The organism is Halarchaeum sp. P4, from assembly GCF_051195175.1.
In the GTDB taxonomy this organism is placed as follows: Archaea; Halobacteriota; Halobacteria; order Halobacteriales; family Halobacteriaceae; genus Halarchaeum.
This window is the reverse complement of record NZ_JBNTKC010000004.1, coordinates 70,781-93,402: the sequence shown is the minus strand read 5'-3', so window position 1 is coordinate 93,402 and position 22,622 is coordinate 70,781. Positions and strand designations below refer to the sequence as shown.

The window sequence follows — 22,622 nt, the reverse complement described above, 5'->3', positions numbered from 1 at the left end:
GCTCAGACGTCCATGCCCTGCCCGTAGCCAATGCGCCCGGCGAGGAACGCCGTGCAGAACGGGGAGAGGTAGCCGAGACAGTAGCCGAGCAGGTGGACGTAGAGGTTGACGACAGCACCTCGACTCGCCGGGTCGCTCGGGAACGCGACGAAGAGGAAGCAGAGGAAGACGACGAGCGCGCTCACGCCGAGTTCGAGGAAGCCACCGTCCTCGACGGTGGCGTTGCGGAACCCCTCGAGTGAGAGCGTGGTGAGTTCGTCGCGGATGTCCTGCCCGTAGCGGGCGGTGGCGAGCGCCGCGACGGCGGTGACGCCGAAACTCGGGCCGGTCAGCGACGGCAGGGCGAGGACGCCGATGAGCGTGGCGCCCGCGAAGAAGAGGACGGGCGAGTGCCGAATGCCGACGTCGTCGGTGAACTGGCTGTCGATGAACGTGAGCAGCGCCGAGGGGAGCAACCCGAAGAACGCGAGGGTCACGCCGGAGAAGCCGAAGCCGACGCGCGGGCGGGCGAGCACGACGTTCAGCGCGGAGAGCACCCACGGAAGGACGAGGAGGAACGTCCCGAAGCTCGCGAGGAAGAGCCCACGCCGCCCGCCGAGGACGCAGAGCAGGTAGACGAGCGGCGCGACGAGGAGGTATGCCGCGAGGTTGCCGAGGAGGTGGCCGAGCGAGCGATGAAGGAAGTTCGAGGCGTACATCGCGAGCAGGGTCGGGTCCTCGTAGTGGAGCGCGAACCCCGCCGTCGTCGCGTCCGGAAGCACGAAGACGCCGACCATCGCGAGCGCGGGGAGCGCGAGGAGCGCGAGGTCCGAGACGTGGACGGCGTCGCGGACGTCCGCGCGGAAGCCAGACTGACGACTCACACTGCCGCGGACAGGCGCGAACGGAAAAGCGATAGTGGCCGACGGTGTGCTACTCGTCCGCAGTGACGACGTCCTCGACGACGCGGCGCTCACCGTCCTCGTCGTAGACGTAGGTGGTGTCGGCGTCCTCGTCGCGCGTCGCGCGATGGGAGCCGTCACAGAACGGGTGGTCGTCGGAGAGCCCACAGCGGCAGACGGCGATGTCTCCCTTCTCGGGGTCGATATCGTCTTCGTCGAGCTTCAGGGGGCCGTTCGCGTCGTGTTCGACGAGTCGCGACATACCCGGAGAAACGAGGGGGTGACGGAAGACTCCGGCGTCCGCCTACTCGCCTGCCGCCTCGACGTCGACGGTGGCGGCGCCCGCGCGGACGAGCGGGTCGGCGACGTCCGCGTGGAGGTAGGCGACGCCCTCACGAACGCCGTCCTCGACGGTGAGCGTCGTCTCGACGCTCGCGCCGTCGGTGCTGACCCGAACCGCGTCGCCGTCGCTGAGGCCGCGCGCGTCGGCGTCCGCGGGGTTGAGGTGGAGGTTTTCGTCGGCGCTCACGTCAGCGGCGCCGAAACCGCCGGCGCGACTCCCGACGACGAGCGCGAGCGCGTCGCCGTCGTCCACCTCGACGTCGACGTCCGCGGGCGAGAACGCCGCGCGGCCGTCCGGCGTGTCGAAGCCGGTGTAGTCCCACTGCTCGCCGACTTCGACGTTCGCGTGGAGCGGGCTGACCCGGCGCAGTTCGGCGCGCGCCTCGCTCGGGTCGGTGTAGTCGAAGCCGTCACCGACGAGACGCTGGCCGAGCGCGCAGAGCGTCTCGAAGTCCGTCCGGGCGTTCCCGGGCGGGTCGGCGACGGCGGCGAGCGCCTGCACGCGCCGGTCGAGGTTCGTGACCGTCCCCGACTTCTCGAGGCCGACCGCCGCCGGGAGGACGACGTCGGCGTGTTCGGTGGTCTCGGTCTCGTAGACGTCCACGACGACGAGCGTGGAGAGCGAATCGAGGCGCTCGGCCGTCCAGTCGGCGTCTCGCTTCGCGACAGCGGGGTTCTCCCCGACGACGAGCGCGCCGTGGACCTCCTCGCCGAAGACGCCGAGCGCCTCCGTCTCGTTCAACCCCGGTTCCGTGGGGACCTCGACGCCCCAAACGGCCTCGACGCGCTCGCGGGCGTCCGGGTCGGCGAGCGACGCATGACCCGGGAGTCTGTCCGGGCGACAGCCGACGTCGGTCGCGCCCTGCTCGTTGTTCAGACCGCGGAAGAGCGCGAACCCCGCGCCCTCGCGGTCGACGTTCCCGGTGAGGCAGAGCACGTCGAGGAGCGCCTCGACGGTCGCGCCGTCGTCGGCCTCGACGCCGGTGCCCGCGATGACGGCGACCCCGTCCGCGTCCGCGATGCGCTCTGCGAGGCGTCGGACGTCCGCGACGGGGACGTCCGTCGCGGCGGCCGCACGCTCCACGTCGAGCGCGGCGAGCGACTCCCGGTACGCCTCGAAGCCGGTGGTGCGCTCGGCGACGAAGTCCGCGTCGTAGTCGCCGTCGGCGACGAGCGTCGCGGCGACGCATTGGAGGAGGAGCGCGTCTGTCCCCGGGCGTGGCGCGAGGTGGTCGTCGGCGGCGCGCGTCGTCTCGTTCGCCCGCGGGTCGATGTGGACGAGCGCGCCGTCGCTGCCGCGGACGAACGCGTTGAACGCCACGGGCTGCTGGACGGCGGGGTTCGCGCCGACGACGATGACGAGGTCCGACGCCTCGAGGTCCGGGAGGCCGAGCGTGGAGGCCGGATGGCCGAAGCGCGCTTCGAGCGCGTCCGCCGCGTTGTCGTGACAGAGGCGCGCGCGGTTGTCCACGGTGTTCGTTCCGAGGGTGCGCGCGAGCTTCTGGAGGAGGTAGTTCTCCTCGTTCGAGCAGTGCGGCGCACCCAAGAAGGCGAGCGCCTCGGGGCCGTGGCTGTCGAGGACGTCCTCGAAGCCGTCCGTGGCACGGTCGAGCGCGCTCTCCCAGGTCGTCTCCACGAGGTCACCGTCCTCACGAACCAGCGGCTGGGTGAGTCGGTCGTCGTCCTCGACGGCCTCGAAGGCGTTCGCGCCCTTCGCGCAGAGCCGACCGTTCGGGTTCGCGGGGCCGGGCACGCCGCGTGCGCGACCCGCGCCGTCACCGCGCGCGAGGTGACAGCCGACCGCGCAGAGCGGGCAGACCGTCTCGGTTTCGCTGGCGGTACCGTCGGCGTGCGCGTCCTGCATTCCCTAGCTGATACGGCGTCCGAGGTTCTTGAGCACCGCGATGAGGTAGCCGAGGCCGGCGCGCGCGTCGCTCCCGGAGAGCTTGCGCATCGCGCCGAAGAGCCCGACCGGCTCGGACTCCTGCTGGGCGTCGCCGACCGCTCCGAGCATCGTGTTCAGTCCCTCGGCGGTGTTCTCGTCGGCGTCAAGCCCGGAGAACGTCTCGGCGAGCGCGAGCAGGTCGTCGAGCTGGCCGGACTTCTGGAGCTCGAGCACCGAGTCCAGCATGTTCGCGACCTCGTCGGCGTTCTCGCCGACGGTCGTCGCGAGGCGTTCGGCGTCGTCCTCATCAAGCGGTTCGGCGAGCGTCTCCGCGAGCGTGACGAACTGCGAGAGGTGGCCCTCCTGTTGCATCCGGATGACGTCGTCGAGGAGGTCCGCGAACTCGTCGGAGTTCTCGCCGAACGACTCGGCGAGCGCGACGGTGCCCTCGTTGCTGACGGCGTCGCCCGCCTTCACGAGCGTCACCATCGACTCGGTGACGTAGTCGACCTCCTCGTCGTCCGCGCTCGCGATGACGAGGATTGCCGTCTCGATGACGCTCTCCAGTTCGTCGGTGTACTCCGCGGCGTCCGCGACGTCGCCGCCGTACTCCTCGATGACGGCCTCGAGGGCTTCGCGACCTTCCTCGGGACGCTCCGGCTCGCGGTTCGTCGCACTATCGGGAACGGAGCGGGCGGGCTTCGCCATCAGTCGTCACCCCGCGCGGGTTCGACGCTGTTCGGGCGGCCCGTCGACTCCTGGCCCTCGACCGGGCTGATGCGGACGGCAGTCGCCTTGAACTCCGGCGTCTTCGCCTCGGGGTCGAGGCGCTCGGAGTCCGTGAGCGTGTTCACGGCAGTCTCCGCGAAGTGGATGGGCGCGAAGACGGTGTCCTCGCCGACGCGCTCGGTCACCTGCGCGGTGACGACGATTTCGCCCTTGTCGGACTCGAGGCGGACCGGGTCGCCGTCCTCGATGCCGTGGGAGGCGGCGGTCTTCGGGTTGAGTTCGACGAAGTCCCGGTCGTTGTACTTCATGATGCCCTCCTCGGGGTGCGTCATCGTGCCCGTGTGGTACTGGTAGAGGACGCGACCCGTGGTGAGGGTGAGCGGGAACTCCTCGGTCTGCGGGGACATCGGCTCCGCGTAGCCGACCGGCGTGAGGTTCGCCTTGCCGTCCTCGGTGTTGAACTCCTCGGTGTAGAGGCGCTCGGTCCCGGGGTGGTCCTCGTCCCAGCACGGCCACTGGATGCCGCCCTCTTCCTCGATGCGCTCGTGGCTGATGCCGCCGTAGATGGGCGTCAGCGAGCGCATTTCCTCGTTGATCTCGTTGGTGTCCTCGTAGTCCCACTCGCGACCCATGCGGTTCGCGAGCTCCTGGAGGATCTCCCAGTCGGCCTTCGCGTTGCCCTTCTTCTCGAGCACCTGATTGACCTTCTGGACGCGGCGGTCCGTGTTCGCGAAGGTGCCCTCCTTCTCGAGGAAGGAGACGGCGGGGAGGACGACGTCGGCGTACTTCGCCGTCTCGTTCAGGAAGAGGTCCTGCACGACGAGGAACTCCATGTTCTCGAGGACCTCGTCGGCGTGCTTCTTCCCGGGCTCGGAGAGCGAGGGGTTCTCGCCGATGCAGTACATGCCCTCGAGCGGCCCGTCCTCGAAGGCGTTGAACATCTCGGTCGTGTAGAAGCCGCGCTCGGCGGGGATCTCGCAGTCCCACGCTTCCTCGAACTTCTCGCGGACGTCGTCGTTCGCGAGCTTCTGGTAGCCGGGGAAGTTGTCGGGGAGCGGGCCCATGTCGCCGCCGCCGCCCTGGACGTTGTTCTGGCCGCGGAACGGTGCGACGCCGGTGCCGGGTTCGCCGACGTTCCCGGTGATGGCGGCGAGGTTCGCGAGCGCCGCGACGTTGTCGGTGCCGTGGGAGTGCTCGGTGATGCCGAGCGTCCACCCGAAGACAGTCTTGTCCGCCTCGGCGATGGCTTCGGCGGCGGAGACGATCTCCTCGGCGGGCGCGCCCGTGACTTCCTCGACGTACTCGGGCGTGAACTCCGAAACGGCCTCCTTGACCTCCTCGAAGCCGGTCGTGCGCTCGTCGACGAACTCCTCGTCGTAGAGGTCGTTCTCGATGATGTAGCGCGTGACGCCGTTGACCCAGACCGTGTCGTAGCCCGGGCGGATCTCGGTGTACTGGTCGGCGTACTCGGCGATCTGCGTCTCGCGCGGGTCGAAGACGATGAGGTCGCCGCCCTCCTTGACGTGCTGCTTGATGCGCGTGCCGAGCACGGGGTGGGCTTCGGTGGTGTTCGACCCGGTGAGGAAGATGAGGTCCGCCTCGTCGAAGTCCTTCACGCTGATCGAGGCCGCGCCGTAGCCGTACGTCTTCGCGAGGCCGGCGACGGTCGAGGAGTGACAGAGGCGGTTGCAGTTGTCGACGGTGTTCGTCCCGAGCACCTGGCGGGCGAACTTGCCCATCAGGTAGTTCTCCTCGTTGGTCGCCTTCGAGGACGCGATGACACTCATCGCCTCGTTGCCGTACTCGTCGATGATGTCCTGGAAGCCCTCGACGACCCGACTGAGCGCTTCGTCCCACGTGGCTTCGCGCCACTCGCCGTTCTCGTCGCGGACGAGCGGGTCGGTGAGGCGCTCCTCGGAGTTCGCGAAGTTGTAGGAGAACTTCCCCTTCACGCAGGTCGAGATGTCGTTGACGGGCGACTTCTCGGGGTCGGTGGCGCGCGTCGCGAGCACCTCCTCGCCGTCCGTGTAGACGTCGAAGCGACAGCCGACCGCGCAGTAGCCACAGGTGGTGTCGTCGACGGTCAGCTCGCCGAGGCGCTTGTCGCTGATCTGCTGGGCGATGTCGAAGAGCTTCCCCTCCGGCATCGACCCGGCGGCCATCCCTTCGGCGAAGTGTTCGACGTTCCGGTTCGCCTGCTCCTTCGCCCGCTGCATGAACCCGGCGACGCCGGCCTTGCGCTCGTCGTCGCTCATAGCCAGTCACCCGGGTTCTCCGGCTCGGTGCGGGCCTCGCTCGTCAGGTCCTTCGGCTCGTCCTTCTTCATTCGTGTCATGGGTCCTTTGTTCTCCTTACCGGTGCTCTCGAGGGACTTCCCGATGCTGTTCTTCTGACTGAAGCCGGGGAGCGGAATCGTCGCGGCGTCGGCGATGTCCTGCTCGACGAGGCTGCCGGTCGGGCAGACGGTGACGCAGTGTCCACAGGAGACACACGTCGAGTCCTCCATCGTCTCCGCGCCGTTCTGGAACCCGATGCGGGTGTCCTTCCCGGAGCCCTCCATGCGGAGGACGCCCTCGACCTGCACGTCGTTACACGCCTCCACACAGCGGTTGCAGAGGATGCACTTGTTGCGGTCGATCTGGATGAAGTCGCTGGAGTCGTCGAGTGGCTCGTACTCCTCGCGGTCGTCGAAGACTCCGTAGCGCGGCTCCTCGACGTCGTTCTCGATGGACGCGTCCTGCAGCTCACAGCGCCCGTTCTTCCCGCAGGTCGTACAGCGGAGGTTGTGGTCCGACAGCACGAGGTCGAGGTTGACGTCGCGGGCCTCCGTCGCCGCCTCGGCGTCCGTGGAGACGGAGAGGCCGTCCTCGGCGGGGAAGCTGCAGGAGGGAACCATCCCGTGCTCCTCGGTCTCGACCATGCAGGTCCGACACTCGCTGCGCGGGCCGATCTTCTCGGCCTGCGGGCTGTCGCGGTCGTAGTAGCAGAGCGCGGGGACGTTCCCGGCCGTCTCGACAGCCTCGATGGCCTCGATGACGGTCGAGCCCTCGGGGACTTCGACCTCGACGCCGTCGACCGTCACGGTCGCGGCGTCCTCGCTCTTCACCTCGGGGTCGCTCGCGGTCCCGGGGGCGATTGTCTCCGTCAGCGGCGGTGCCTCTCGTCCGTCTACGTGTTCTGAACTCATCTATGAATCCACCGTACAGATGCCGCTCGGGCAGTCGCCCGCGGCGTGCGCCTCGAACGCCTCGTCGAACTCCCGCATCGCCGTCCGGACGGTGCGGGGGACGTGGCGGCCGAACGCGCAGATGCTCGTCGACTCCATCACGCGACTCAACTCCTCGATGCCGGCCTCGTCGTAGGTGCCGTCGTAGACGTCGCGCAGCAGTTCGGTCAGCTGCGTCGACCCCTCACGACACGGCACGCAGCGCCCGCAGTTCGTCTCCGAGGCGACGTTGGCGCGCTGGCCGACGAACGCGACCGGACAGCGCTCGTCGCCGAGCACCTCGACGGTGCCCTCGGTGCCGAGGTCGGCCTCGGCGAGCGCGTCGGGCGCGATGCCGACGTCGAGGTCGGTCGTCAGGCCGCCGAACTTCCCGCCGACGCAGGCTGCCGTGAACGCGTCGACGCCCGCGGCTTCGACGGCGTGCGCGACCGTCTCGGACTCGGCGAGTTCGAGCGTGGTCGCTGTCTCGACGTCGCCGGTGACGGAGACGACGCGCGTCTCGGATGCCTCCTCGTGGAGCGCGCCCGCGAGGTGGGCGTACGTCCGGGCGGTGTGGACGACCGTCGGGTCGCCGTAGACGCCCTCGACGTCGGGGCCGGGCGGGCGGAGGCGCGCTTCGAGGCGGTGGTTGCCCTCGATGGCCTCGATGGCCATCGTCGGTTCGGCGGCGCGGTACACCGCGGGCCCCTCGACGACGTCGACGGGGACGTCGAAGTCGCCGGCGTCGGCGGCCGTCCGGGCGCTCGCGACGGCGGCCTCGTCGCCCTCGCTCGCGTAGACGAACACGGCGTCGGCGCCGACGGCGCGCGCGGCGGCCGTCGCGCCGTCCAGCACGGCGTAGGGGTCGCTCTCGAGGAGGAGCGCGTCGCCGGGGTTGCCGTGGGCGTTCACGACGACGACCGCGGGGTCGTCGCGTTCGCGCACGCCGGCCCAGAGGTCGGCGACGGGTTCGTCGGCGCTCCAGTCCCCCCAGCCACGCCCGTGCAGGCCCTCGGCGGCGTCGAGAACGGCGTCGGCGTCGGCGTCGCTGAAGCCGACGGCGGCGTCGTACGCCTCGGGGTCCGCGGGGTCGATCCAGCCACAGCGCGCGAGCGCACTACGCGCGCCGGCGAAGCCTTCGAGGTCCGGGACGGGGAGCGACGTCGGCGCCGCGTCGTGCGTGACGCGCGCGTCGGCGTCCCCCGGTAGACCCCCGTCATCGAGGGCGTCGGCGGCCGCCTCGACGTCGCTTGCGGACGCGTTCGTGACGAACGCGCTCTCCCCGTCGTGTGTCGCGACGAGGAGTGGTTCGAGCGCACGTGCCCCGGTCGACCCGACTGCAACGACGGGGACGTCGCCGCCCTCCACACCCTCGACGACCGCACTCGCGTCCGTCCCGGCGACGCGGACCGCGGTCGTTCGTTCTTGCAAATTAACCACTACGAGTCACCATTCACTCGGGCACACTCACCGAAGGCAAAAATAGTTACTCGCTTCGAACCATCCCGCCCCTTTCTCGCGAACGGGGACGTGGCGCCCCGTAGACCCGGAAACGCCGTACTGCGACGCCTCTGTGTGGTGAGTTAGCTAACACCGCGAGTTGCCGTCTCAGTGCTGCGCGAAGGCCTAGCTTTAACTACAGTAGTCGGAGGTCAGTTACCTGACGTTACCTTCGCCGTGAGGACGCCGCCCCGGCCCAGGCCCGCCGCGTAGAGCCCGCCGTCGGCGACGGCCGGACCGCGATAGACTCGCGTCCGGTCTGGCGTCTGCAGGTGTGCACGGACCGCGCCCGTCGTCGGGTCGAGGACGCCGAGCGTCTCTCCGTACTCGTCGTCCCGCTCGACGGGTGCGTAGAGGGCGTCCACGCCCGCGGCGAGACTCGACCCCGAGAACGCCGGGGTGCGCCACCCGAGCGTCCCGTCGTCGGCGTCCACCGCGCGCAGGTGGTCGGTCCGGCGGTCGGCATCCACACCGACGAACAGCTGCCCACCCGTCACCGCGAGCGTGAAGGGCGCGCCGTCGAGCGTCGCCGTCCAGCGCTCCGTCCCGCTCGCCGCATCAAGTCCGTACAGGACGCCGTCCTCCGTGGCGGCGTAGACGCGGCCCTCCGCGACGGCGAGCGAACCGACCCGCGCCTCCGTCTTCACGCGCCAGCGGACCGCGCCGCTCGCCCCGTCCAGCGCGTAAACGTAAGTGTCCTCGCTCCCCGCGTAGACGACTCCGTCGGCGAGCGCCGGCGGAGACTGCGTCTCCCGGCCCGTTTGGTAGTACCATCGACGCGTCCCGTCGCCCGCGTCGATTGCCGCGACGCCGAGATTCGTCGCGGCGACGACGGTGTCGTCCGCGCCGTTCAGCCACGCGAACGTGTCCGCACCGGGGAGCGACGCCGTCCAGACCTGCGAGCCGTCGGTCGGGTCGAGCGCCACGAGGTCGCCGTCCGCGACGAGCACGACGACGTCGCCGACGAACGCCGGCGGCACCGTCGTCACGCCGTTCGGGTACTGGTTCTGCCACGCGACCGTTCCGTCCGTCCGCATGCCGTACGCCTGATGCCAGCCGTTCGACGTCACCGCGTAGTCGTCCCGCACGACCGGCGGAATCGCCGCCGCGTTCCCGCCGAGCGTCACCGTCCAGTCGAGCGCGAGCGAATCACCGACGCCCGCTCCCTTCGGGAAGGCGTTCGTGTTGCCGGCGTCGCCGTGCCCCACCGGCCACCCCGGCGTCCCGACGTCCCGCGACGGATCGATGTCAACCGTCACCGGCTCCGTCTCCTCGCTCTCGCCGAACATGCCGCTACAGCCCGCGAGCGCGCTCGCACCCGACGCGCCGAGCGCGGCGAGCAGGCCGCGCCGAGTCGTTCGTGGCCCGATCCCGCGCTCGCCGTCGCGCGTCATCGTCCACCCCCGAAGCGGTAGAGTCGCCCGTAGCGCATCGTCACATAGAGCGCGCCGTCCGCGACTGCGGGACCGCTCTGCGCCGGCGTGCCACGTTCCGTCGGGCCGTAATACTGCGCGTCGCTCTCGGGGTCGTTCCCGAACTCGCCCCAGCGCGCGTCGCCGGTCGCGGCGTCCAGACAGCCGATGCCGACGTAGAGGTCGTCACCGGCGAGCGCGGGCGACTCGGAGAGCGGGTGGCGATAGCCCCTGTCGCCCCCGGTGCTCGTGTTCACGTAGCGCCAGCGCTCGCGCCCCGTCTCTCGGTCGAGCGCGTAGGCGTTCTTCGCCGCGACGTACACGTGCGAGTCGCCGACCGCGGGCGTGCTCGGCCCCCGATACGTTCCGAAGACGTGGTGCCAGCGTTCGCGGCCGGTGCTCGCGTCGAGCGCGCGCAGCACGCCGGATTCGGGGAGGTAGACAGTGCCCTCGGAGACGGCCGGCGGGTGGTGTTCGCCGCCGCTCCTGAACTCGTGCGTCCACGCGACGCCGCCGTCGCGCAACCGATACGCGACGAGCGTGCACGCCACGTGGTCGCTGGCCGGCGAGACGACGGCGTAGCAGTATGTCTCACCGACGGCGGGTTTCGTCCGGAACCGCGGGCGCGTCCCGAGAAATGGCGCCTCGAGCGTCGGGCCGTAGGTGGCCGACCAGACGCGCGTGCCGTCCGGCGCGAACGCGTGGAGGCGGCCGTCACCGTCCCCGGCGAACACCCGCGTGGCCGTCGTCGTCGGCGGCGCGGCGGGCGACCCGACGACGCGACTCCACCGCGGGGTGCCGCTCTGCGCGTCGAACGCGACGAGTTCGCCGGCCGTCGTCGACACGACCACGCGGCCGTCCACGAGCGCGGGCGGCCCGGTCGCAAGCGCCGGGAGCGAGCGGTCCCACGCGAGGTCGTCGCTCGCGGGGTCGACGGCGAACAGGTGTCCCGGCGAGTCGTCGTCGCGGTACGGGTCGACGCGGCCCCGCGGGACGCGCGCGACGTAGACGTAGTCGCCGGCGACCGGCGCGCTGTAGACGTCGCCGATGTCGTCGGTGTAGTCGAAGAGGTCCCAGTGGGTGGCGGTCGGGTCGTCCGGCGGTCCCGCACTCGACGCACGGCCGGTGTTCGCGGGCGTCCCGTGCGCGGTCGGCCACGGCGCGTCCGGCGCCGTGGGCGGCGTCTCGACTATCGGCGTGCGTGACGTGCGGGTCGAACAGCCGGCGAGCGCGGCCGCGCCCGACGCGCCGAGCGCGGCGAGCAGGTCGCGCCGACCGAGGCGTCGTGCCCCGTTGGACGGGGCCGTCTGCGACGGCTCGGCGGCGTCGCGGTCCGTGTTCGATGTGGAGTGGAGGGCGGGGCGGCGCATCGAGCGTATCGACGCCGCCCCGCCACTTGAAGGTATTACTGCTGCTTCTCCAGCGCGTCCGACATGGACGTGGAGAGGTAGTGTGAGAAGAGTTCGTTCGTCGTCAGCGGCGACTTGCCGCTCGGGTAGCTCTGCTCGAAGACCTCGTAGAGCGGGCGGAGGTAGACCCGAAGTTCGTGGCCGCGGCGCTCGACCGTCTCGTGGCGCCACCCGGCGTCGTCGAGGGACTTGCGCACGAGTTCGTCGAACTCGCCCTGCTTCCACCCGCTGACGTGGTCGCGAATCGGCTCCTCCTCCTCCTCGCTCTCGCGCGCGAGTTCGTCGCAGACCTCGTCGTGCGTGACGAGCAGGCGGCCGTCGCTCTTGAACTCCTCGGCGAGACCGAGGACCTCCTCGTGGAGGCCCTGCGGGTGGAAGTAGAGGTGGCGGCTGTACTCCCAGTCGGCGTTCTCGAACGCGTCGGTCACGACGTCGTGGTCGACCTTCGAGATGTCGAGGCGGGTCTTCAGTCGGTGGTTGACGTCGGGGCGCGAGAGGACGGTGATGTCGTCGCGCACGAGGTCGTTCGCGAGGTCCTCCGCGGTCTCGTAGAGGTCATCACTCATACTCGGCGTTGTACGTCGGCCACCGGATAACCGTTCCGGCACTCTACCGTCCGCGGGCGTCCAGCCACACCCGGAGGGAGCGTCTGAGCGCGCTCGCCTTCACGAGGGAAAAGCCGACGAGCACCGCGAGGAAGCCTCCAATCGTCGAGGCCGCTAACCCCTCGCCGAGGACGAGCCACCCGAACACGGCGGCGAACGGCGGGATGACGTACTCGATGAGGCCCATCTCGATGGGGCCGAGGCGGTCGAGGAGGGTGAAGTAGACGAGGAAGCCCGCGGCGCCCGGGACGACGGCGAGGTAGAGCACCCACGCGACCGTCTCCGGCGGGAAGGCCGCCGCCGCGAACGACTGGCCGGGCACGACGAACGCCGCGGCGTCGAGCGCGAGCGCGCCGACGAGGAGCATCCACGCCTGCAGGGCGAGCCCGCCGAGTTCGGCGTCGTCCTCGGAGGTGAACACCGCGCCCGCGGTCCACGCGACGGCCGAGGCGAGGACGAATCCGACGCCGACGCTCGCCGCGAGGTTCGACGGGTCCGGGTTCGCGATGAGGACCACACCCCCGAATCCGACGAGGACGCCGACGACGCCGAGTGGCGAGAGGCGTTCGTCCGGGCGCGCGAAGCGCGTGACTGCGGGCGTCAGGACGGGGACGAGGCCGAGGAGCGTGGCGGCGACGGCTGGGGGGACGGTCTGCTGGCCGGCGAAGAGGAGCGCGTGGTGGAGGCCGATGTTGCAGAGGCCCCCAATCAGAATCGGAGACCAATCGCCCCACCCGCGCGGGCGGAGCGAGCGGCCGGTGGCGACGACGACGCCGACCAGCAGGAGCGCCGCGATGTCGAAGCGGATGGCGGCGAGCGGAATCGGCTGGACGGTATCGAGGGCGGCGTCAGTCGCGACGAACGCCGTCCCCCACGCCGCCGCGAGGCCGAGGTAGAGTGCGGCGTCGCGTCTGGTCATCGTCGAGTGGAGGCGCGCCGGCCGTGATAACGCCGGCGAACTGCCGGACGGCGTGCGTCCCGGTCAGCGCCGCGCGCTCGCGGTGACGTCCGCGAGCCGGTCGGCGAGGTCGTCGTCGAGGCGGTCGGGGGCGACGCGCCACGTCCAGTTCCCGTGTGCGGTGCCGGGCGTGTTCAGACGGGCGTCGCTCCCGAGATTGAGCAGGTCGGGGACGGTGGTCATCGCGACGACGGCGGGTGAGTCCCAGACGGCGTCGAGGAGCGCCCACGCGGGCGCCTCGTCGTCGACGCCGACGGCGTAGTCGAAGCAGTCGCGCTGGGTCGAATCGAGCGAGCGGTAGTAGCCGGTGGCGGTGTCCGTGTCGTGCGTGGAGGTGTAGGCGACACAGTCGCGCGGATAGTCCGAGGGCTTGTAGCGGTGGTGTTCGGCACACCAGTCGGCGTATTCGGGGACGCGCATCCCGGGGAAGCCGAAGTGGTCGCGCAGGCCGAGCATCCCCTCGTCGAGGAAGCCGAGGTCCTCGACGACGAACGGGAGGTCGCCGAGTTCGTCGCGGACGTGCTCGAAGAAGGCCGTGTCGGGGCCGGCGCGCCACTCGCCGTCGGCAGCACTCGCGCCCTCCTCGGCGGGAATCGCCCAGTAGGCGTCGAACGCCTTGAAGTGGTCGAGGCGCGCGACGTCGACGAGGTCGAAGAGGCGCTCGAGGCGGCGCGTCCACCAGTCGTAGTCGTCGGCGGCGAGCGCGTCCCAGTCGTAGACCGGCATTCCCCAGCGCTGGCCCTCGTCGCCGGGGTTCGGCGGGACACCCGCGACGGCTTCTGCGTTCCCGGCGGTGTCGACGGCGAACGCCTCGCGGTTCGCCCAGACGTCCGCGGAGTCGAGCGCGGCGTACATCGGGACGTCGCCGAGGAGGCGAATCCCGCGCTCGCGGGCGGCCTCGCGGAGCGCGCGCCACTGCTCGTCGAACCGCCACTGGACGAAGGCGTGATAGCGGAGTTCGTCGGCGTGTTCCTCGCGGGCGGCGGCGAGGGCGTCCGGGTCGCGTTCGCGTAGCTCGCGGGGCCATTCGGTCCACGATGCCTCGCCGTGGGCGCGTTTGAGCGCGCGGTAGAGCGTGTAGTCGGCGAGCCAGTCGGCTTCGCGCTCGCGGAACGACTCGAAGGCGTCGTTCGCGGCGGCGTCCGCGCTCTGCTCGAAGCGCTGGAAGGCGGTGCGGAGGCGGTCGTGTTTGAAGGTGGCGACGGCGTCGTAGTTCACGCGCGCGGTGTCGGCGTCCTCCGGGGGTGCGACCTCGGGGGCGGTCAGCCAGCCCCGGTCGTGGAGGGCGTTGAGGTCGACGAGGAGGGGGTTACCGGCGAACGTCGAGGGTGAACTGTAGGGCGAGTGGCCGTGGACGCTGGCGGTGGGGCCGAGGGGGCAGAACTGCCAGAGCGACTGGTCGGCCGCGTCGAGGAAGGCGAGGAAGTCGTGGGCGCCCGCGCCGAGGTCGCCGATGCCGTGCTCGCCGGGGAGCGAGGTGAGGTGGCAGAAGACGCCGCTCGTCCGCTCGAAATTCATGCATCCGTGATAGCGGACCCGCCGCCATGAACGTTGCCGACGGTGGAGGTAATATTTGCGAGGCACAGCAGAGTCATAGCGTCGCACACCGCAGAGACGCCAATGGCTCAGCGACGCACCGGGCGTACGGGTCGTCCAGTTCACACCGCCGGTGGTGAGCCGTGCCACCGACCGTTCTGATGCTCGGGTGGGGGTTCCCCCCGAACATCAGCGGCGGCCTCGACACCTTCGTCGGATCGCTCTTCTGGGAGTACGACGGCCGCGACGACGTCGACGTCGAGTTGGTCCTCCCGGCGGAGTTCGCACCCGACGACGTGCCGAACATCCACGGCGTGCCCACCGGGGACGGCGACGTCATCACGCGCATCGAGCGCCTCTCCGACTCGTTCGTTGAGCGCGCCGCGGACGCCGACGTCGTCCACACGCACGACTGGTTCGGCTACGACCCCGGCGTCCGCGCGCAGTCCACCCACGACGCCCAGTGGATGACGACGTTCCACTCGCTCACCCAGGACCGGAACCTCAACCCGCCGGACTACGAGTTGGAGACCGAGCAGCGCATCGTCGACCGCGCCGACCGTGTCGTCGCCGTCAGCAACCTCACCGCGCGCCGCACGCGCGAGTTCTACGGCGGCGACCCCGCGGTCGTCCACAACGGCTTCCAGCGCGTCGAGCCCACCGGTCGGGACGTCAAGGCGGAACTCGGCATCGACGGCCCGATGCTCTTCTTCGTCGGCCGCCACACCCACCAGAAGGGAATCACGCACCTCCTCTACGCGATGTCGAAACTCCGCCGACCCGACGTGACGCTCGTCCTCGGCGGCTCCGGCCACCTCACCGCCCAGCTCAAGCGCTTCGCCGAGCTGCTCGACATCGACGACCAGGTGGTGTTCGTCGGCTACGTCCCCGACGAGGAGCTCGCGGACTACTACGCGAGCGCGGACGCGTTCGTCTCCTCCTCGCTCGCCGAACCGTTCGGTATGACCGTCGTCGAGGCGCTCTCCACGGGGACGCCCGTCGTCACGACCGAGTGTGGCGCCGCCGAGGTCATCCCCGAGGAGTGTCTCGTCCGCGTCGACGCCGAATCGGACTCCATCGCGGACGGCATCGACGAGGTGCTCGCGATGGACGGCGTCCCGCCGTTCGAGGAGCGGACGTGGGGGGACGTCGCCGACGACTACGTCGCCCTCTACGAGGACCTGCTCGCCTAGGGGGCCCGGATGACTCGGATGTCGTGAATCGGCTCCGGGTGGACGATTCGGAAGCCGGTCCGGGTTGACTCGACGCCGATGATGCGCTTGCTGGGGCCATGACCGGTGTTCTCCCCGCCCACGGCGGCGTACGGACTCGGGTCGTCGCCGTCGCCCGCAGGGTCGTAGGGGGTCGCGTCGGCGTCGGCCGCGTCGTAGGGACTCGGTGTGTCCTCGCGCACGAGTGGGTCGAGGCTCTCCGGGAGCGTCCCCTCGTAGGGGCTGTCGATAGGCGAGCGCAGGTTCTCAATCGGGTCCTCGAAGTCCTCCGGCGGGAGGTAGATCTCCTCGCCGGACGCCGAGTAGACGACGACGGCGGCGTCGCGCGTCCCGGCGACGGTGACGACGGTACCGTCGGCCGCGACGTCGGCGTCGATGGAGACGGTCGGTGCGTCGGGGTCGGACATACGTAGTCCTCGACGGGGGCGGCTATGGTAGTTTGGGTGGGTCGCACCGCAACCGACAAGCCCCCAGTCGCTGAACTGTCAGGTGATCATGGACCACGTCGGGCCGCCGCGCTTCGTTTCGGTCGGGGACACCGTCGAGTTGGCGCCGTGGGACCCGGACCCCGCGGCGGCCTACTCGTGGGCAGTCGCGTCCGCGCCCGCCGACGCCGCCGTCTCGCTCACTGACGATCCCGTCCAGGCGTTCGAGCCGACGACGCCCGGCGAGTACGTCTTCGCCCTTGAGGGCCCGACGGGCACCCACCATCAGACTGTCCGCTGTTTCCCCGACTCGGGCGGTCGTGCGCGGACGCCACACGAGGGCTCCAGCGGCGGCGCGCTCCGAACCGAGGGCGAGGCAGGCCACTACGAGCACGGGCACGGGGGCGACGACGAGGGCCGCCCGCGCGTCCGCCTCGACGGCCGCGTCGACGGCGACACCGTCGTCGTGGCGGCCACGCCACACACCCATCCCGACAGTGCGGCGTCCGACGCCGCCCTCGATGTCGAGTTCGTCCTCGACGACCGCGACACCCTCACGTCGGACGACGTCAGCGTCGACGGGCGCGAACTCCGCGTCCCCGTCGACCGAATCGAGGGCCGCGAGCGCGTACACGCCGTTGCCGTCGGCGAGTCCGGCCACAGCGTCGCGGACGCCGTCGCACTCGAGCGCGAGGAGACTGGCGTCGCCGTCACACGGCTCTACGACGCGCCCGCGTGGGCGACGGACGCCGTCTACTACGAGGTGTACGTCCGGACGTTCGCCCCGGACGCCGAGCACGGCGCGACGCTCGAAGCCATCACGGAGCGTCTCGACCACCTGGAGTCGCTCGGCGTCGACGTCATCTGGCTGACGCCCGTCCTCGAGAGCGACGACGCGCCCCACGGCTACAACATCACGGACTTCTTCGCCGTCGCGCCGGACCTCGGGGAACGCGAGGACTACGAGCGCCTCGTCGCGGAAGCCCACGACCGGGATATGCGGGTGCTCTTCGACCTCGTGATGAACCATTCGGGGCGCGAACACCCGTTCTTCGAGGACGCCTATCGGAACCCGGAGAGCCCCTACTACGACTGGTACGAGTGGCAGGCCTCGGGCGAACCGGAGACGTACTTCGGCTGGGAGCGCATCGCGAACTTCGACTTCGACACGCTCGACGTCCGGCGCCACCTCCTCGACGCCGTCGACACGTGGGCGTCGCTCGTCGACGGCTTCCGCTGCGACATGGCGTGGGCGGTGCCGGACGGCTTCTGGCGCGAAGTCCGCGCCCGCGTGAAGGCCCACGACGGCGACTTCCTCCTCCTCGACGAGACGATTCCGTACATCCCGGACTTCCACGAGGGAATGTTCGACGTCCACTTCGACTCGACGACCTACGCTACCCTCCGGAGCGTCGGCTGCGGGGAGGCGCCCGCGTCCGCCCTGCTTGACGCCGTCGAATCACGCCGCGAGAGCGCGTTCCCCGACCACGCGCGCTTCCTCCTCTACGCGGAGAACCACGACGAAGTCCGCTACCGCGTCGAATGCGGCCGGCCCGCGTCGCTCGCCGCCGCGGGCGCGCTCTGCACGCTCCCGGGCGCACCGCTCGTCTACGCCGGGCAGGAACTCGGCCAGCTCGGGAAGCGCGACGCCGTCGTCTGGGACCCCGAGCACACCGACGACGCCCTCCGTGAGCACTACCGGCGCCTGCTCGGCCTGCGACGCGAGATGCCCGCGCTCCGGGCCGGGGGGAGCGTCCACCGCCTCGACTACGATGTGACGGCCGGCGACCCGGAGCGCGTCACCGCCTACGGCCGCCTCGCTCCGGACACCGACAATGCGGGTGGCGGGACGGACGCGCTCGCCGCGGACCCGCGCGACGCCGACGCCGCCGTCGTCCTCTGCAACTTCGCCGAGGGAAGCGCCACCGTCTCGCTCGATATCGAGGTCGCTCCCGCGGACGCCGTGATGGGCGACGCACTCGACGACACGGCCAGTCTCGAAGTCGACGACGTCCTCGTCCTCCCGACGGCGCCGGCCGCGTTCCGACAGCGCACCACGCCGTCCGGCAGCGCACGCTAACGCCGCGTGCCTGCGGCGCGACTGCAGTGGCCACGGCACGACCATGCGGCCGCCGCGACCGTTCGCAATCCGCCGACCCCCCACTGCTAGCGGGTGATGCAGCGCCGCCCGGAGGAGTGGTGTTTCCCCAGAACCGTCAACAAACAACTACTTTCTGACATGAGGTATTAATAGCAAGCAGTACGATATACAGCCAACTATCCGATCGAGCCGTGATCTACTACCCGTGCCCCGCCGAACCTATCCACATCATTGACTGTCTGCATGAGTGTACGTAGATGAATGCCTCCTACCGGTATCTTCGAATCGGGCTTCTGGGGGTCGGGTGTCTGCTGCTCGCCGTTCAGGCCGTCGAGCTCGCGGTCCAGCTCGTCGGACCCACCCCCCTCACGATCAGCCTCGTCGCCAGCATCCTGATGAGCGCGCCATGTGCCGCCCTCCTCGCGCTCGGTGTGTATCGACTGCCGCGGCTACAGATCTCGACGGCGTTCCAGCCGCGGATCCTCGCGTGGACGCTCGGTGGCTTGCTGTTCTTCGGGGGGTTCATCGCACTGTTCGCGATGATCTCGTACCGCGACCCGTTGATGCAGCTCGGGACACTCCGATGGGGGTTCTCCGTCGGCGGCGGACTCGGCTTCCTCGTCGGCTACCTCAACGCGCGAAGCGTCGACGCCCTTCTCGAGGCCGAACGCGCCACGGTTCAGGCCGAGGAAGCCCAGCGTCAACAGCGCCTCCTCGAATACGTGAACGCGATTCTCCGCCACGAGGTGCTGAACACGGTGACCGTCATCTCGGGCTACGCGGAACTAATCAAGGACGGGTCCGCTGAGGACCCCCAGGAGGCGGCGTCGACCATCTACCGACAGTCGACCGAGATGGCCAGCGTCATCGAGGACGTGCGGATTCTGACCGAGACGGCGACCGGCGAGACGACGAAAGAGCCGGTGGACGTGACCGCGGTGCTGGCCGACGAGTTGGAGCGGCTCCGAGACCGGTATCCACAGGTGGACGTCACGCGACAGCTGCCCGAGGAAGCCTACGTGCGTGCCGACCCACTCCTCAAACGCCTGTTCTCGAACCTCCTGAACAACGCCGTCGAGCACAACGACGCCGACCAGCCCCGGGTCGAGGTCACCGTCACGACGACCGGCCGAACCGTGACGGTCGAAATCGCCGACAACGGCCCCGGTATCGCCGAACCGACCCGGGAGGAGCTGTTCGACTCGGAGCCCAGAAACGACACCACGCACGGACTGGGGCTGACCATCGTCGGACTCCTGGCGGAGCGCTACGACGGTCATGTCGAGCTCACAGAGACCGGCGACGCGGGAAGCGTCTTCACCGTCGAACTCCCCCGCGCCGCGTCCCCCGAGGAAACGCAGTCCGGTCAGCCCGCGTGAGACCGCAGCGAGTCCGTCGCCGCCCTCGACACGAGTGTGTCAGCACCTCGTCCGAGTGAACGGCGCCACTCGTCGCTGTCAGCCGAACCCCTCGCAGACGATACGCTCGGAGGGGACGCCGACGCCTTCGGCGGCGCGCTCGAGGCTGAACACCATCGCGTTGCTCCCGCAGGCGTAGACGTCCACCTCGTCGGGATCGATGCGGACGTCCGTCGAGACCTTCGGGGCGTCCCGAAAGCCGTCACCGAGCGGGCGGTCCACCGCTTTCGCGACGGCGTCGCGCTCGACGTATTTCGCGAACGCGCGCTGGACGTAGTCGCTCTCGCCGTGCCATGCCGTCAGGTAGTGCTCGCGGGTGAGACACGGGACGAAGTGGAAGTTCTCGTGTTCGTTCGCGAGCGCGCGGAACTCGCGGCCGAACGGCAGGTCGTCGTCCCACGCGGCGCCGAGGAACAACCAGACGTCGCGTGTCTCGCCCTCGAACTCGTCCCGGCCCGTGTCGAAGACGTAGTTGATCATCCCGCGGAAGGGCGCGACGCCGGTCCCCGTCGCGAGGAAGACGAGGTCGTGCGTGCTCGGCTTGTCGAGCGTCAAGTCGCCGTAGGGTCCGCGGACCGTGACCTCGTCGCCGGGTTCGACGTCCTCGCAGAGTCGCGGGGAGAGTCGGCCGCCCGGGACCCGTCGCACGCAGATGTCGGCCTCGTCCTCGGTGGGGGCGGAGGCGAGCGAGTACGCCCGGGAGATGCCGTCGTACTTCAGGCCGACGTACTGGCCGGCGAGGTAGTCGAACTCCTCCTCGATGCGGAAGGAGATATCGACGACCATCGGTTTCGGGCGCGTGACGCGCTCGTAGAGAGCGTCGGTCTGGCGGGCGAGGCGCGGGTGGCCGTCCGCGCGGAGGGCTTCGGCGAGTTCGTCCCACCGCGTGGCCTCGTCGAGTCCGTAGTCGTCCGCGAGGCCGCGGCGCTCGAGCGCGCGTTCGAGCGCCTGGCGCGCTTCCTCGCGGCGGTCCCGGTCGTGGCGCGTGACGTCCGTGACGACGGCGGACTCGGTGACGAGCGGGAGGTCGGCGATTGCGTCGTGTCGAGCCTTATACTCCTGTACTGGCACGTCGATGCTGTCGGACGGAGCGGGCAAAAAGCCGGTGGGGCAGTCGCGGCCTCGGCACCTCTCCGCTCACTCGCACGTGCGGGTACGGGTCGGCGAGTAGCCTTTTGAGTCTTCGTCGCCTCTATGAGAATATGTCACAATCCTCCCCCCGTGACAACGCAGCCTACGAGCGTTTCGAGTTGTCGATCAGCGAACTGCGGGCGGCCGACGAGAGCCGTCTCGCGGAGCGCATCGAGCGCGCGCCGGGCGTTCGCGAGGCGGACCCGGACGCGGAGACGGACACCGTCGAACTCCTCGCCGAAGGCGAGGTGGCGGTCGGCGACGCCGAGTGGATTCTGGAGTCGGCGGGCTACCGAGTTGAGTAGCCCGCGACACGCCGCCGCACCGCACTCGAACACGCTCTTCTGGCCGCCATCCGCGTCCGCCCGACGCGTCGCGGTCGCTCGTTTCATCGCCGAGTAGCGGCGGGTGTAGCGTGCGTCACAACCCTTATGGGGTCGAGTTGACTATCCATTCAGTACCGCGCTGACTGATTGGTCAGTCACTATCGCCATGTTCGCGTTACCGACACCACGGACCGCACAGCACGAGGTGGGTCGCTAGTGGGCTTCCTCGACGTCGACCGGCGCATCCTCGCCCTCGCGTTCGCCCGCATGGTGGACTCGCTGGGGAATTCCTTCCTCATCGTCGTCCTCCCGCTCTACATCACGAGCGGCGTCGTCTCCGGGGGCACCTTCGGGCTCGCGCCGACACTCATCACCGGCATCATCCTCTCCGCGTTCGGCTTCTTCAACAGCGGCATCCAGCCGTTCGCCGGGAACCTCTCCGACCGAACCGGCCGTCGGCGCGTCTTCGTCATCGCCGGCCTCCTCACACTCACCGTCGCGAACTTCGTCTACACGCTGGTCGACAGCTATGGAGCTGTCCTCCTCGTCCGCATCGCACAGGGCGTCGGCGTCGCGCTCACCGTTCCCGCGACTATCGCGCTCGTCAACGAGCTCTCACAAGAAACCGCACGCGGCGAGGCGATGGGTGTCTTCAACACCTTCCGCATGATCGGCTTCGGTCTCGGCCCTGTCGTCGCCGGCGGCGTCGTCGCCGGCGGTCCCTACTTGGCTGGTACCGTCACCGGCTTCGAAGCCGCCTTCTACGTCGCCACCGCCAGCGCCCTCCTCGGTGCCGTCTGCGTCTACCTCCTCGTTGAGGACCCCGAGGTGGAGGCGGACGCCGACGCCGGCGAGGACATCAGCATCGCCGTCTTCGACCGCGTCCGCGAGGACAAACTCCTCGACCCCGTCTTCACGCTCGGCGTCGCCTCGCTCTTCATGGCCATCGGCATCGCGCTCCTCGAGCCGCTCGAGCACCACATCAACACGACGCTCGGGCAGAACGCGACGATGTTCGGCATCGAGTTCTCCGCGTTCGTCCTCGCGCAAGTCCTCCTGCAGGCGCCGATCGGCTCGTGGAGCGACACCTATGGCCGCAAACCGTTCATTCTCGCCGGGATGCTCGTCCTCGTCCCGTCGACGCTCGCACAGGGCCTCGTCACCACGCCCGCCGGCATGATTATCGCGCGCTTCGTGCAGGGTGCGGCCGGCGCCGCCGTCTTCGCACCTGCGATGGCGCTCGCCGGCGACATCGCCAAAGGACGCAGCTCCGGGACGACGCTCTCCGTGCTCACGATGGCGTTCGGCCTCGGCACCGCCATCGGCCCGCTCTCCGCGGGCGTCCTCTCCGGCATCGAGTTGCCGTTCGGGACGGCCTACGCGACGCCGTTCGTCTTCGGCGCGGTGCTCGCGTTCCTCGGCTTCCTGCTCGTCTACTCGCAGGTCGACGAGACCGTCGACACCGGCGGCGGTGCCGAACCCGCCGACACCGGCGCGGCCGCCGCGGACTGAACGTACCACCCAAGT

The 22,622-nt window shown here is 70.0% G+C and carries 19 protein-coding genes; 5 read left to right on the top strand and 14 right to left on the bottom strand.

All coding sequences use genetic code 11. The features are described 5' to 3' along the window. Positions 1 to 2: 2 nt before the first annotated feature. The 12 genes from ACQUS8_RS13535 to malQ all read right to left on the bottom strand — a co-directional run bounded on the left by ACQUS8_RS13535 (position 3) and on the right by malQ (position 14,444). Positions 3 to 863, bottom strand: a complete 861-nt coding sequence (locus tag ACQUS8_RS13535; RefSeq protein ID WP_435101977.1) for a hypothetical protein — start codon at positions 861 to 863, stop codon at positions 3 to 5. Between the two features lie 49 nt (positions 864 to 912). Beyond that, the gene (locus ACQUS8_RS13530; RefSeq protein WP_435101975.1) at positions 913 to 1,143 is read right to left on the bottom strand and encodes a CDGSH iron-sulfur domain-containing protein; all 231 of its coding nucleotides are present in this window, start codon (positions 1,141 to 1,143) and stop codon (positions 913 to 915) included. A gap of 42 nt (positions 1,144 to 1,185) precedes the next feature. Next, entirely contained in the window at positions 1,186 to 3,087 is a 1,902-nt protein-coding gene (locus ACQUS8_RS13525; RefSeq protein ID WP_435101973.1) for a molybdopterin oxidoreductase family protein, read from the bottom strand. A 3-nt stretch (positions 3,088 to 3,090) separates the two neighbouring features. Then, positions 3,091 to 3,816 (bottom strand): DUF1641 domain-containing protein, encoded by a 726-nt coding sequence (locus ACQUS8_RS13520; RefSeq protein ID WP_435101971.1) that lies wholly within the window; start codon positions 3,814 to 3,816, stop codon positions 3,091 to 3,093. Beyond that, on the bottom strand, positions 3,816 to 6,092 hold the full coding sequence (gene fdhF, locus ACQUS8_RS13515; RefSeq protein ID WP_435101969.1) for a formate dehydrogenase subunit alpha: 2,277 nt from the start codon (positions 6,090 to 6,092) through the stop codon (positions 3,816 to 3,818). The genes ACQUS8_RS13520 and fdhF overlap by 1 nt, the downstream gene beginning before the upstream one ends. Next, positions 6,089 to 7,024 carry a 2Fe-2S iron-sulfur cluster-binding protein gene (locus ACQUS8_RS13510; protein WP_435101967.1) on the bottom strand — a complete coding sequence of 312 codons (936 nt, stop codon included), beginning with the start codon at positions 7,022 to 7,024 and terminating at the stop codon, positions 6,089 to 6,091. The genes fdhF and ACQUS8_RS13510 overlap by 4 nt, the downstream gene beginning before the upstream one ends. Beyond that, positions 7,025 to 8,473, bottom strand: coding sequence for an NADH-ubiquinone oxidoreductase-F iron-sulfur binding region domain-containing protein (locus ACQUS8_RS13505; RefSeq protein ID WP_435101965.1), 1,449 nt, complete (start codon positions 8,471 to 8,473; stop codon positions 7,025 to 7,027). It abuts the gene before it with no gap. Positions 8,474 to 8,694: 221 nt separating this feature from the next. Continuing rightward, complete coding sequence (locus ACQUS8_RS13500) at positions 8,695 to 9,936, bottom strand: PQQ-binding-like beta-propeller repeat protein (protein WP_435101963.1); 1,242 nt, start codon at positions 9,934 to 9,936, stop codon at positions 8,695 to 8,697. After that, complete coding sequence (locus tag ACQUS8_RS13495) at positions 9,933 to 11,324, bottom strand: PQQ-binding-like beta-propeller repeat protein (RefSeq protein WP_435101961.1); 1,392 nt, start codon at positions 11,322 to 11,324, stop codon at positions 9,933 to 9,935. The genes ACQUS8_RS13500 and ACQUS8_RS13495 overlap by 4 nt, the downstream gene beginning before the upstream one ends. 35 nt (positions 11,325 to 11,359) lie before the next feature. Then, a complete protein-coding gene (locus ACQUS8_RS13490; RefSeq protein WP_435101959.1) occupies positions 11,360 to 11,929 on the bottom strand; it encodes a hypothetical protein in 570 nt (189 codons plus the stop codon). 43 nt (positions 11,930 to 11,972) lie between these two features. Continuing rightward, complete coding sequence (locus ACQUS8_RS13485) at positions 11,973 to 12,887, bottom strand: DMT family transporter (RefSeq protein ID WP_435101957.1); 915 nt, start codon at positions 12,885 to 12,887, stop codon at positions 11,973 to 11,975. Between the two features lie 63 nt (positions 12,888 to 12,950). Continuing rightward, on the bottom strand, positions 12,951 to 14,444 hold the full coding sequence (gene malQ / locus ACQUS8_RS13480; RefSeq protein WP_435101955.1) for a 4-alpha-glucanotransferase: 1,494 nt from the start codon (positions 14,442 to 14,444) through the stop codon (positions 12,951 to 12,953). A 179-nt stretch (positions 14,445 to 14,623) separates the two neighbouring features. Here malQ and ACQUS8_RS13475 point away from each other — a divergent pair, with 179 nt between their 5' ends. Beyond that, positions 14,624 to 15,655 carry a glycosyltransferase family 4 protein gene (locus ACQUS8_RS13475; protein ID WP_435102318.1) on the top strand — a complete coding sequence of 344 codons (1,032 nt, stop codon included), beginning with the start codon at positions 14,624 to 14,626 and terminating at the stop codon, positions 15,653 to 15,655. Here ACQUS8_RS13475 and ACQUS8_RS13470 read toward each other — a convergent pair. Beyond that, positions 15,652 to 16,101, bottom strand: coding sequence for a DUF7510 family protein (locus ACQUS8_RS13470; RefSeq protein ID WP_435101953.1), 450 nt, complete (start codon positions 16,099 to 16,101; stop codon positions 15,652 to 15,654). The two genes, ACQUS8_RS13475 and ACQUS8_RS13470, sit on opposite strands and share 4 nt — an antisense overlap. A gap of 88 nt (positions 16,102 to 16,189) precedes the next feature. Between ACQUS8_RS13470 and malA the strand changes: the two genes are divergently transcribed. Next, the gene (gene malA / locus ACQUS8_RS13465) at positions 16,190 to 18,199 is read left to right on the top strand and encodes an alpha-amylase MalA (protein WP_435101951.1); all 2,010 of its coding nucleotides are present in this window, start codon (positions 16,190 to 16,192) and stop codon (positions 18,197 to 18,199) included. Positions 18,200 to 18,477: 278 nt separating this feature from the next. Continuing rightward, complete coding sequence (locus ACQUS8_RS13460) at positions 18,478 to 19,599, top strand: sensor histidine kinase (protein ID WP_435101949.1); 1,122 nt, start codon at positions 18,478 to 18,480, stop codon at positions 19,597 to 19,599. Between the two features lie 78 nt (positions 19,600 to 19,677). Here the strand turns inward: ACQUS8_RS13460 and ACQUS8_RS13455 are convergent, their stop codons facing one another. Then, positions 19,678 to 20,709: an FAD-binding oxidoreductase gene (locus ACQUS8_RS13455; protein WP_435101947.1), complete on the bottom strand. Its 1,032-nt coding sequence runs from the start codon at positions 20,707 to 20,709 to the stop codon at positions 19,678 to 19,680. 131 nt (positions 20,710 to 20,840) lie between these two features. Between ACQUS8_RS13455 and ACQUS8_RS13450 the strand changes: the two genes are divergently transcribed. Both ACQUS8_RS13450 and ACQUS8_RS13445 read left to right on the top strand, forming a co-directional pair. Continuing rightward, positions 20,841 to 21,074 (top strand): hypothetical protein, encoded by a 234-nt coding sequence (locus ACQUS8_RS13450; protein WP_435101945.1) that lies wholly within the window; start codon positions 20,841 to 20,843, stop codon positions 21,072 to 21,074. 237 nt (positions 21,075 to 21,311) lie between these two features. Continuing rightward, positions 21,312 to 22,607 carry an MFS transporter gene (locus ACQUS8_RS13445; protein ID WP_435101943.1) on the top strand — a complete coding sequence of 432 codons (1,296 nt, stop codon included), beginning with the start codon at positions 21,312 to 21,314 and terminating at the stop codon, positions 22,605 to 22,607. Positions 22,608 to 22,622: the final 15 nt, after the last annotated feature.

Bases quoted from the DNA above. Each gene is read 5' to 3' on its own strand.
- ACQUS8_RS13530 (WP_435101975.1), bottom strand. From the start codon at position 1,143: ATGTCGCGACTCGTCGAACACGACGCGAACGGCCCCCTGAAGCTCGAC.
- ACQUS8_RS13525 (WP_435101973.1), bottom strand. From the start codon at position 3,087: ATGCAGGACGCGCACGCCGACGGTACCGCCAGCGAAACCGAGACGGTC.
- ACQUS8_RS13520 (WP_435101971.1), bottom strand. From the start codon at position 3,816: ATGGCGAAGCCCGCCCGCTCCGTTCCCGATAGTGCGACGAACCGCGAG.
- fdhF (WP_435101969.1), bottom strand. From the start codon at position 6,092: ATGAGCGACGACGAGCGCAAGGCCGGCGTCGCCGGGTTCATGCAGCGG.
- ACQUS8_RS13510 (WP_435101967.1), bottom strand. From the start codon at position 7,024: ATGAGTTCAGAACACGTAGACGGACGAGAGGCACCGCCGCTGACGGAG.
- ACQUS8_RS13500 (WP_435101963.1), bottom strand. From the start codon at position 9,936: ATGACGCGCGACGGCGAGCGCGGGATCGGGCCACGAACGACTCGGCGC.
- ACQUS8_RS13495 (WP_435101961.1), bottom strand. From the start codon at position 11,324: ATGCGCCGCCCCGCCCTCCACTCCACATCGAACACGGACCGCGACGCC.
- ACQUS8_RS13490 (WP_435101959.1), bottom strand. From the start codon at position 11,929: ATGAGTGATGACCTCTACGAGACCGCGGAGGACCTCGCGAACGACCTC.
- ACQUS8_RS13485 (WP_435101957.1), bottom strand. From the start codon at position 12,887: ATGACCAGACGCGACGCCGCACTCTACCTCGGCCTCGCGGCGGCGTGG.
- malQ (WP_435101955.1), bottom strand. From the start codon at position 14,444: ATGAATTTCGAGCGGACGAGCGGCGTCTTCTGCCACCTCACCTCGCTC.
- ACQUS8_RS13475 (WP_435102318.1), top strand. From the start codon at position 14,624: ATGCTCGGGTGGGGGTTCCCCCCGAACATCAGCGGCGGCCTCGACACC.
- ACQUS8_RS13470 (WP_435101953.1), bottom strand. From the start codon at position 16,101: ATGTCCGACCCCGACGCACCGACCGTCTCCATCGACGCCGACGTCGCG.
- malA (WP_435101951.1), top strand. From the start codon at position 16,190: ATGGACCACGTCGGGCCGCCGCGCTTCGTTTCGGTCGGGGACACCGTC.
- ACQUS8_RS13460 (WP_435101949.1), top strand. From the start codon at position 18,478: ATGAATGCCTCCTACCGGTATCTTCGAATCGGGCTTCTGGGGGTCGGG.
- ACQUS8_RS13450 (WP_435101945.1), top strand. From the start codon at position 20,841: ATGTCACAATCCTCCCCCCGTGACAACGCAGCCTACGAGCGTTTCGAG.